4 protein-coding genes and 1 pseudogene are annotated in these 9028 nt (G+C 57.9%); 2 read left to right on the top strand and 3 right to left on the bottom strand.

The window, feature by feature from the left end; all coding sequences use genetic code 11:
• Positions 1-633 precede the first annotated feature (633 nt).
• From ltrA to Q7L05_RS16000, 3 genes are all read right to left on the bottom strand, one after another.
• Positions 634-1761, bottom strand: coding sequence for a group II intron reverse transcriptase/maturase (gene ltrA / locus Q7L05_RS16010; protein ID WP_303909044.1), 1128 nt, complete (start codon positions 1759-1761; stop codon positions 634-636).
• A gap of 659 nt (positions 1762-2420) precedes the next feature.
• On the bottom strand, positions 2421-3122 hold the full coding sequence (locus Q7L05_RS16005) for a hypothetical protein (RefSeq protein ID WP_303909041.1): 702 nt from the start codon (positions 3120-3122) through the stop codon (positions 2421-2423).
• Positions 3123-3233: 111 nt separating this feature from the next.
• Positions 3234-3980 carry an SDR family oxidoreductase gene (locus Q7L05_RS16000; protein WP_303909039.1) on the bottom strand — a complete coding sequence of 249 codons (747 nt, stop codon included), beginning with the start codon at positions 3978-3980 and terminating at the stop codon, positions 3234-3236.
• Positions 3981-4324: 344 nt separating this feature from the next.
• Between Q7L05_RS16000 and Q7L05_RS15995 the strand changes: the two are divergent.
• Together Q7L05_RS15995 and Q7L05_RS15990 are read left to right on the top strand one after the other, a co-directional pair.
• A pseudogene (locus Q7L05_RS15995) lies at positions 4325-5337 on the top strand (integron integrase).
• A gap of 552 nt (positions 5338-5889) precedes the next feature.
• Positions 5890-9028 (top strand): PHP domain-containing protein (locus Q7L05_RS15990; protein ID WP_303909036.1); only part of this gene is annotated, 3139 nt, incomplete at its 3' end.

Genomic DNA, 9028 nt, shown 5'->3' with positions numbered 1-9028 from the left:
GCTCGTCCAACACCGGGATAAGATCGCGGCTACGCGCGATCTATCCTTATTCGTTTGATCTATCCTTATTCGTTCGATCTATCCTTATTCGTTTAGGCATTACTTTGCCGGGCATGTGTTGGTGCACACCACATATAATTCTTTACATGCCCTCAACGTTTCTGTTTTAAAGCCAACCTGATTTCCCTGCGATACGCAGGAAGAATAACTCTTTGAACATTCACGAACACAGCTTGAGTCAAGGTGACTGACATCAATTTCGGAAATGCTATACGCACACCCAAGCAAACTGAAAGGCAGGAATAGAAGAATAAGAAACTTGTACATTTTGTAATTTCCTTTTGTCATATCTGATGCCTCTCGCGGTAGGAACGCCCGTTACCGGGCGCCCCCCGCACAGACCCGGACGTGCGGTTTTCCCGCATCCGGTTCCTCGGTTGTACTCGCCTTCGCGGCGAGCGCGTTGTTATACAAAGGCCACATGCTGACGCCGCTTCTCGGTGGTTCGGGGTAAAGCCACCTTCAACTTCTTCAGCGCCGCGCTGAACTGCGCCCAGTTAAAGCTGCTTCGCTTCCCGCCCCGGCGATTGAGCCATTTAAAGGCACATTGAATCGTCCACTGGTAGAAGCTGTTCAGCGACTGTTCGTTGCTCCGCAGCCCGAATAGTTGTAGTGTCCCACCAGCTTACGGTTTAGTTCCAGTACGAACTGGCGACCGCGTAGGTGGCGGTTGGCTCTGATCCACTCTTTCATCCGCCGCTTGGCGCTTTGCAGTTTCTTTCGCGCCGTGCGCTTCATGACCCTCAACTCTCCTCTCCAGTCCAGGCGCCAATACAGCTCGAAGCCAAGGAACGCGAAGCGGCGAGGAAGTCCGGGATGGAAGCGGCTGAAACGGAGGATGCGGGTCTTCTCCGGGGCTACCTGCAACCCAAATTTCTGCAGGCGTTTCGGCAGCACTCGGTAGAACCGCTTGGCATCGTGCTGATACTGGAAGGCACAGACAAAATCATCCGTATAACGGATGAGAATGGCTTGGCCGCCGCAACGCAGCTTGACCACGCGCTCAAACCACAGGTCCAGGGCGTAGTGCAAGTAGACGTTGGCCAGTATCGGCGAGACGATGCCGCCCTGCGGGGTCCCGGTCACCGGGTGCAGTACCTGCCCGTCGGTGTCCAGTATGCCCGCTTTCAGCCATTTACGGATGAGGTTGAGAAAAGCCCGGTCGTCAATCCGCAAGCTCAGCATCTCCAGCAGCCAGTCATGATCGATGGTGTCGAAAAAGCCTTTGATATCGGCCTCCACCACGTGACCAAACCTGCCGTACTGAAGGTTGAACCCGAGGTCGCCGACCGCGTCCTTGGCCCCTCGCGCCGGTCGGTAGCCGTAACTGACAGGCAGGAAATCCTGCTCGTAGATGGCGCCCAACAGCTTGGCGCAGGCGAGCTGCACCAGTTTGTCTTCCAGAGCAGGGATCCCCAGCGGCCGTTCGCCGCCGCTGTCCTTGGGGATGTAACAGCGTCGGACCAATTTGGTCCGATAGCGTTTTGTCTTCAGTCGCTCCGCCAGCGCCTCGATGTTGGCGGTGAGGTCCTGCTCGTACGCCTGCGCCGTCACCTCGTCCACGCCACTGGCTGCTCGCTTGTTCAGATCGCGCCAGCAGCGTTGGAGAAGATTGGCATCCAGGTTCCGGTAGAGGTCCCGAAAACGGTGGTCTTTGCAGGTCTGCGCCCGCAGTGCTATTCCCCGCAGTGACGACTGCATGGATGCAGGAGGTAGAACAACGCAGGGAGCAGTTGTCGAGGTTGGCTCGTGTTGTTCCAGTCCGACTGTGTCCGGCATGAGTTTCCTTTGCGGGCTACGTACTTCCGTCAGGTCCTTCCCCATGTAATGGGCTTTCCCCATCGCTGAGTACTATGCCTGATAAGACACCCCAACGGCATCTAGCCACCTCGCGGTGACCCACCTGGCTATGGCCTTCCCATACCAGGAGCCCATCGGGGCTTCCCGAGTTCTACGACGTATCTCTTCCTGCATGCCACGGCCTGAGGACTCCGCCGGATCTCCACACCCTCGCCAACTCGGGTGCTTCTGTATTGCCTTCGGTGCACGTTAAAACCCTCGGCATCCGGATTGAGCTTTTCGAAGCTGTACCAGCACTTCAGGGTGCGCGACCATCCCTACGGCCTACAGGATTCTCTGTCTACGCTTAACCTGTCTTGTTCGTGACTCCGCACTCCGCCACAGGTCCAAGACTCGATACGGGTAAGGGCTAGCCCTTACCCGACAGGGACTTTCACCCCGCAAGATACGCCGAGCTTTGCTCGGCGCGATAACGACCAAGCTCACCGGCAGCCAGAAGCTGCATAGAGAGGAACGAGCGGCGCAGCTTCTGGCTGTCCGAGTGCAGCGCCTGTTATGCCTTATAAGCAATCGGATTTCTCAACCACTATTTTCGCAACAGGCTTACTTGATTTGTCGCGATACATATAAACTAGCTTTCTTCCTTCATTCAGAAGGGGGCGTGTTTCTTCATTAGCACATCCCGCTGTTTTAAGGTTTGGTGTCATTACCGATGTGAACCGTGTAACATCTAAATCAGCAACGAGCCAATTTACCAGCGTATAGTTGTAGTAAACATCTTTGTCTTGAATTGACACATGATCCAACCTCGTATCATTATCAACCATGCTTGGGAGGCTCTTGTTGATCATTTTTATTTCTTCACTTAAAGCAAGGTCTGTATCACTACCTTGTTGAAGCCCAACAATGAAATTAACTATTAGAGCCAAAGTACCCAAAACAACAGCAACACGGGCAAGGCCTGCCCAAATTGCCCTACCTTGATATTTGCCTGCGCTTCGCCAAATTGCTATGAGCATAAAAACGCTGTAGCCAATGGCAACCCAATAAAATGCCATTACAGACCATGCGCCTGTCTGCGAGGATGTGATTTCCAGGTAGTTGAATTCAATTATTTTTAGAATAATCTGGAATACAACATTCCCAATAAGAACACCAAACACCCAATAGGTTATCGGTAGCGATACATCTCCGCGAAATAATCTTGCAATGAACCCCGATTTTTTCTCCATCGGCTGGCTCTCTGTTGTTTCTGCTTCCATAGTTGGTTCCTTTTTAAGCATAACGCTTCGCATCACCGGCAGCTAAAAGCAGAGCGACGAGGAACGAGGAGCGCCGTTTTTTGCTGTCCGAGTGCATGCGATTGTTAGGCATTATCTTCCACCTGCCAATTCAATGAATGTGCCTGTAGTATATGATGCCTCATCAGATAGCAGCCACATGATTGCATTTGCTACTTCGATTGGGTGGCCACCTCGTTTCATTGGCAAAGACTCTTTTATGCGATCTACACGCCCTGCCTCGCCACCGTCAGCATGCATGTCAGTATAGATAAATGCAGGGCGCACAGCGTTAACGCGAATGCCTTCTTCAGCCACCTCGCGGGATAGACCTATAGTAAGCGTGTCGATAGCGCCCTTGGATGCTGCATAATCAACATATTCGCCTGCTGACCCAAGTCTTGATGCGGCAGATGATACATTAACAATAGCTCCGCCTTGCCCTCCATGTTTTATGGACATGCGCCTCACGGCCTCTCTCGCGCATAAAAAAGAACCGACCACATTCGCCGCTAGAATTCTATTTAGTCGGGCCACATCAATATCCTCGACCCTCATTTGTCTTTCAAGAATTCCGGCATTATTGACCAGTGCTGCAATAGGCCCCATTTTCTCATCAACGATTTTAAATAGATTTTTGATGTCCGATTCCAAAGAAATATCTGCCGCAACAGCAATGGCCTTTCCGCCGCTTGCTTCAATCTCATCAACGACTGCGTGAGCGGCTGTTTGGTTTTTATGATAATTGACGCACACATAATATCCGCGAGCAGCTGCAAGCCGTGCTGTTGCCGCACCAATTCCACGGCTACCGCCAGTTATCACTATTACTTTATTCATTAATAAAGGTGCTCGACTCTTGGTTTATTTGCCTAACTATATGTCGACGACCCATTGACCGAATACACCCCTTGGAACAGGTCCCCATGCAATTGTTTTCTCCCCAAAATCACTGGCCTGCGATGTTTTCCTCTCGTCCTCTCCGAGAGTGATAAGCGGCCGGTCAGCCGTATAACGGTATATGCGACTGATTGGCCGCATATACCCCCGCGCCAGATTTTGAAACCTTCCAAATATCCGGCACTTGGCCTGCAATGGCCGGGACGTGACGAGCCGCGTTTGCATACCTGACGCCGAAAGGTGTATATATGTACACGTACTGCATGATTGCGAGGGATTGCACAATGCCGATCCAACCTTCGAGTGGGCGTAAACCGCCGTGGCTCCTGCAACAGGTCCGTGAGCGTATACGTCGGCTCAACTACAGCTACCGGACAGAACAGGCTTATGCCTACTGGATTCGTTTTTTCATCATCTTCTCCGGGAAGAGGCACCCCCGTGAAATGGGCAAAGCGGAAGTCGAGCGATTTCTGACCTATCTCGCGGCCGAACGCGGCGTATCGGCTTCGACACAGAACCAGGCGCTTAGCGCCTGCTCTTTCTTTATCGCCATGTACTGGAAGTGGAACTCGACTGGATCGAGAACGTGGTCCGCGCCAAGAAGCCGAGTCGGGTTCCGGTAGTGCTGACCCGCAGGGAGGTAGAAAGGGTGCTGTCGCGTATGAAAGAACGATATTGGCTTATGGCCAGTTTGATGTATGGCACAGGGCTTCGCGTGATGGAGTGCCTGCGATTGCGGATCCAGGATCTGGATTTCGGATACCGGCAACTGCTCGTGCGCAATGACAAAGGTGGAAAGGATCGATTCGTGCCATTGCCGGATTCTTTGGCAGACTCTCTGCAGCAGCAGATTAACGAAGCGAAACGGCTTCGGGACGCGGATTATCAGGATGGCTTTGGCGAGGTTTCTTTGCCGGGTGCACTGGCCAGGAAATACCCCAATGCTCCGCTCGAACTCGGCTGGTGGTATGTATTTCCCTCGTTCACCCGTGCGATTGATCCGTTCTCCGGTACTGAAAAACGGCACCACATGGATCCGAGCCCTGTGCAGAAGGCCTTCAGGCAGGCGGTGCGCGCTGCGGGGATCCGAAAACATGCCACTCCCCATACCCTGCGCCATTGTTTTGCTACACACCTGCTCGAAGCCGGTTACGACATTCGTACGGTCCAGGAATTGATGGGACACAAGGATGTCAAGACGACGCAGATTTACACCCATGTGCTTCAGCGGGGGAGTACTGCGGTGCGCAGCCCTGTAGACGCACTGGCGGGTGTACAAGCGAAATCGGTGTATTGAGCGAACGAACAGGAAAGGTTTCGCTTTGCTGGGGGCGCGACAACACCAGTCCGATCGGCGTTGACCGGCTGGTGCGGGGGATGATGGGATGTCGAACCCAAGAACTGCTTCCATGGCGATATCCGTGCTATTCGTTTTGTGACGCCTTCAGTTCCGGTGGCGTCTATGTCGTGGATGACATTATCGGTTAGGCCGGAGAATCGCAAGGAGACGGTTGTTGGTACTTCTGTCGCGGCTTGTTTGGAGTTTCTCACCCCCAACTCCTCGGCAGCTATCTCCTGAGCTGCTCTACCTCCTGCATCCGTGCAGTCGGCTCCTGCTGGAGAGGGGGCTTTTTGCAAGGCGGACGGCTCGCTTTTGCCATGGCCTGTTTGGGTTTCCCCTCACCCCAAACCCTCTCCCTCCGGAGAGGGGCTTTTTGTCGGTTTCCCCTCCCAACCCCTCTCCAGGGGAGGAGCTGTTATCGGTTTCCCCTGGAGAGGGGCTTTGATGTGAAGAATATGTAAGTGGTGTATATTTATACACCTCACTTTTGCTGCGCTTTTCCCGGCCATGTGCGACTACGCCGAACTCCATTGTCTGTCCAATTTCACCTTTCTGCGGGGGGCTTCCCATGCGGAGGAGTTGGTGGTGCGCGCGGCCGAGTTGGGGTATTCGGCGCTGGCGGTGACGGATGAGTGTTCTCTGGCGGGGGTGGTGCGTGCCTATCGGGCGGCGAAGGAGCAGGGGCTACACCTTATCGTCGGCAGCGAGGTGCGGCTGGAGGATGGGATCAAGCTGGTGTTGCTGGCTTCTGATCGGGAGGGGTATGGGAATCTTTCGGAGCTGATCACACTGGGGCGGCGGCGTTCGGAAAAGGGGGCGTATCGGCTGGGTCGGGAGGATCTGGCGGATGGGGTGCCGGGGTGCTTGGTGCTCTGGCTGCCGCCGGACACAGATACGAGAGATGAGGGACGAGGAGCGAGGGAGAACGAGACCTCCGAATCGGTGGCGGCTGAGGGCAATCAGGATTTTCGCGGCTTCCGCCGCTCCTACGGGGGTGAGGAGGCGAACGCGGCCGAATGGGTGGCGGGGACGTTTCCGGGGCGGGCCTGGATTGCGGTGGAGTTGCACTGCGGGGCGGACGATGCCGGCAAGGTAGCACGGTGCAAGGCGCTGGGGGAGGCATCGGGGCTGCCGCTGGTGGCGGCGGGGGATGTGCATATGCACCGCCGCGGGCGTCGTGCGCTGCAGGATCTGCTGACCGCCATCCGGCTGTGCACCACGGTGGCCGAGGCGGGCGCGGCGCTCTATGCCAATGGCGAGCGCCACCTGCGGCCCAGGGAGCGCCTGGCGGAGATCTATCCCGCCGAATGGCTGGCGGAGACCACAGCCATCGCGGCGCGCTGCCGCTTCACTCTGGAGGAGCTGAAATACAACTACCCGGATGAGATCACTCCGCCGGACGAGACCCCGGGCGGCTATCTGCGGCGGCTGACCGAGACGGGGTTGAAGCAGTTCTGGCCGCAGGGTGAGCCGGAGAAGGTGCGTCGGCTGGTGGAGCATGAGCTGACCATCATCGGCGAGCTGGGGTATGAGCCCTACTTTCTCACCGTTTATGACCTGGTCCGCTTCGCCCGCGGGCGCGGGATTCTCTGCCAGGGGCGCGGCTCGGCGGCCAACTCGGCGGTCTGTTACTGCCTGGGGATCACGGCGGTGGACCCCAGCCGCTCGGAGATGCTGTTCGAGCGCTTCATCTCCAAAGAGCGGGATGAGCCGCCCGATATCGATGTGGATTTCGAGCACACCCGGCGCGAGGAGGTACTGCAGTACCTCTATGAGCGCTATGGCCGGGAGCGGGCCGCCCTCACCGCCACAGTGATCACCTACCGCACGCGAAGCGCCCTGCGCGATGTGGGCAAGGCCCTGGGGCTCTCCGTCAATGAAGTGGATCGGCTGGCCGGGGCCTTCGGTCGCTGGGGGCGGCCAAGGGCTGCCCTTACCCCACAAATCGCCCATCAGCGAGTCGCTGGCCGGTCAGATGCAAAGCGCGCCCCCGCAGGAATGGCCGTAGCCCTTTCAAGGGGGCGCAACGCCGCAGATGGCCGGCCAGCGGCTCGCCCGGAGGGAGCCACTGGGGCGTGCCATGACGGCGTTGTGGTGCTTGGAAAGGAGAACAACCCTTCCCCTGCGCACCACGCCTTGTCCTGCCACGCCCCAATGGCTCTGAAGGGTGATTTGTGGGGTAAGGGCAGCCCGGAAATGACCGAACGGCTGAGTGAGGCGGGCTTCGATACCGAGAGTCCGATCATCAAACGCCTGCTGGTGCTGGTGTGGGAGTTGCTCGACTTTCCCCGCCACCTCTCCCAGCACGTGGGCGGCATGGTGATCACCCGCGACCCGCTGCCGCGCCTGGTGCCCATCGAGAACGCCGCCATGGAGGGGCGCACGGTGATTCAGTGGGACAAGGATGATCTGGACAGCCTGGGGCTGTTGAAGATCGACTGCCTGGCGCTGGGCATGCTCTCGGCCATCCACAAGGCCTTCGACCTGGTCGAGAAACACCGCGGCCGGCGGCTGACGCTGGCCGCGGTGCCCGCCGAGGACCCGGAGGTCTACGCCATGCTCTGCCGGGCGGACACTGTCGGCGTGTTCCAGATCGAGTCGCGGGCACAGATGGCGATGTTGCCGCGCCTGCGCCCCAGGACCTTTTACGACCTGGTGATCGAGGTGGCGATCATCCGTCCCGGTCCCATCCAGGGCAACATGGTTCATCCCTATCTGAAGCGCCGGCAGGGGCTGGAGCCGATCACTTATCCCGGCCCGGAGGCCGAGGCGGTGCTGGCGCGCACCCTGGGGGTCCCCATCTTCCAGGAGCAGGTGATCAAGCTGGCGATGGTGGCGGCGGGCTTCACCGCCGGCGAGGCGGATCGGCTACGCCGGGCCATCGCCGCCTGGAAAAAGGGGCGGGGGCTGGCCGCCTTTGAGGAGAAGCTGCGTTCGGGGATGGCCGAGCGTGGCTATCCGCCCGAGTTTGCCGACCAGGTGATCGAGCAGATCAAGGGCTTCGGTGAATACGGCTTTCCCGAGTCCCACGCTGCCAGCTTCGCCCTGCTCGCCTACATCTCCTCCTGGCTCAAGTGCCATGAGCCGGCGGCGTTTACCTGCGCGCTGCTGAACAGTCAGCCGATGGGGTTCTATGCCCCGGCGCAACTGGTACGGGATGCGCGGGAGCATGGGGTAGAGGTGCTTCCGTTGGACGTGGGGGCGAGTGAGTGGGACTGCACGATTGAAGTGGCGAGTGGCGAGTGGCTAGTGGCTAGGAACGCAGTGGCGAGTGGCGAGTGGCGAGTGGCTAGGAATGCAGTAGCGAGTGGCGAGGGGCGAGTGGCCAGGAATGCAGTGGCGAGTTGCGAGGGGCGAGTTGCGAGGGAAGGCCGGGACTGTTTGGATCGCCCCCTCCCCGGCCCTCGGCAACTGCTCCCGGCGTTGCCCTACCTCCTACATCCCTGTAGTCGTCCCCCGCAGGGGGAGGGAGACGTTCTGTCTTGCCTGGGGGGTGATGGTGAGGGTACGGGCCGTGAGGTAAGGGAGGGGAATCCAGCTGCTTACCTTCGTTCCTCTGTAGGAGCCCACCCCGTGGGCGAATCACCACCCGTCGCTAGCCCGCCACTGCCAGTCCGGCTTGGGCTACGTATGGTCAAAGGCCTGA

This window comes from Thiohalomonas denitrificans (assembly GCF_016841685.1).
GTDB classification, from domain to species: domain Bacteria; phylum Pseudomonadota; class Gammaproteobacteria; order Thiohalomonadales; family Thiohalomonadaceae; genus Thiohalomonas; species Thiohalomonas denitrificans_A.
This window is presented reverse-complemented; position numbering and strand designations above follow the sequence as displayed.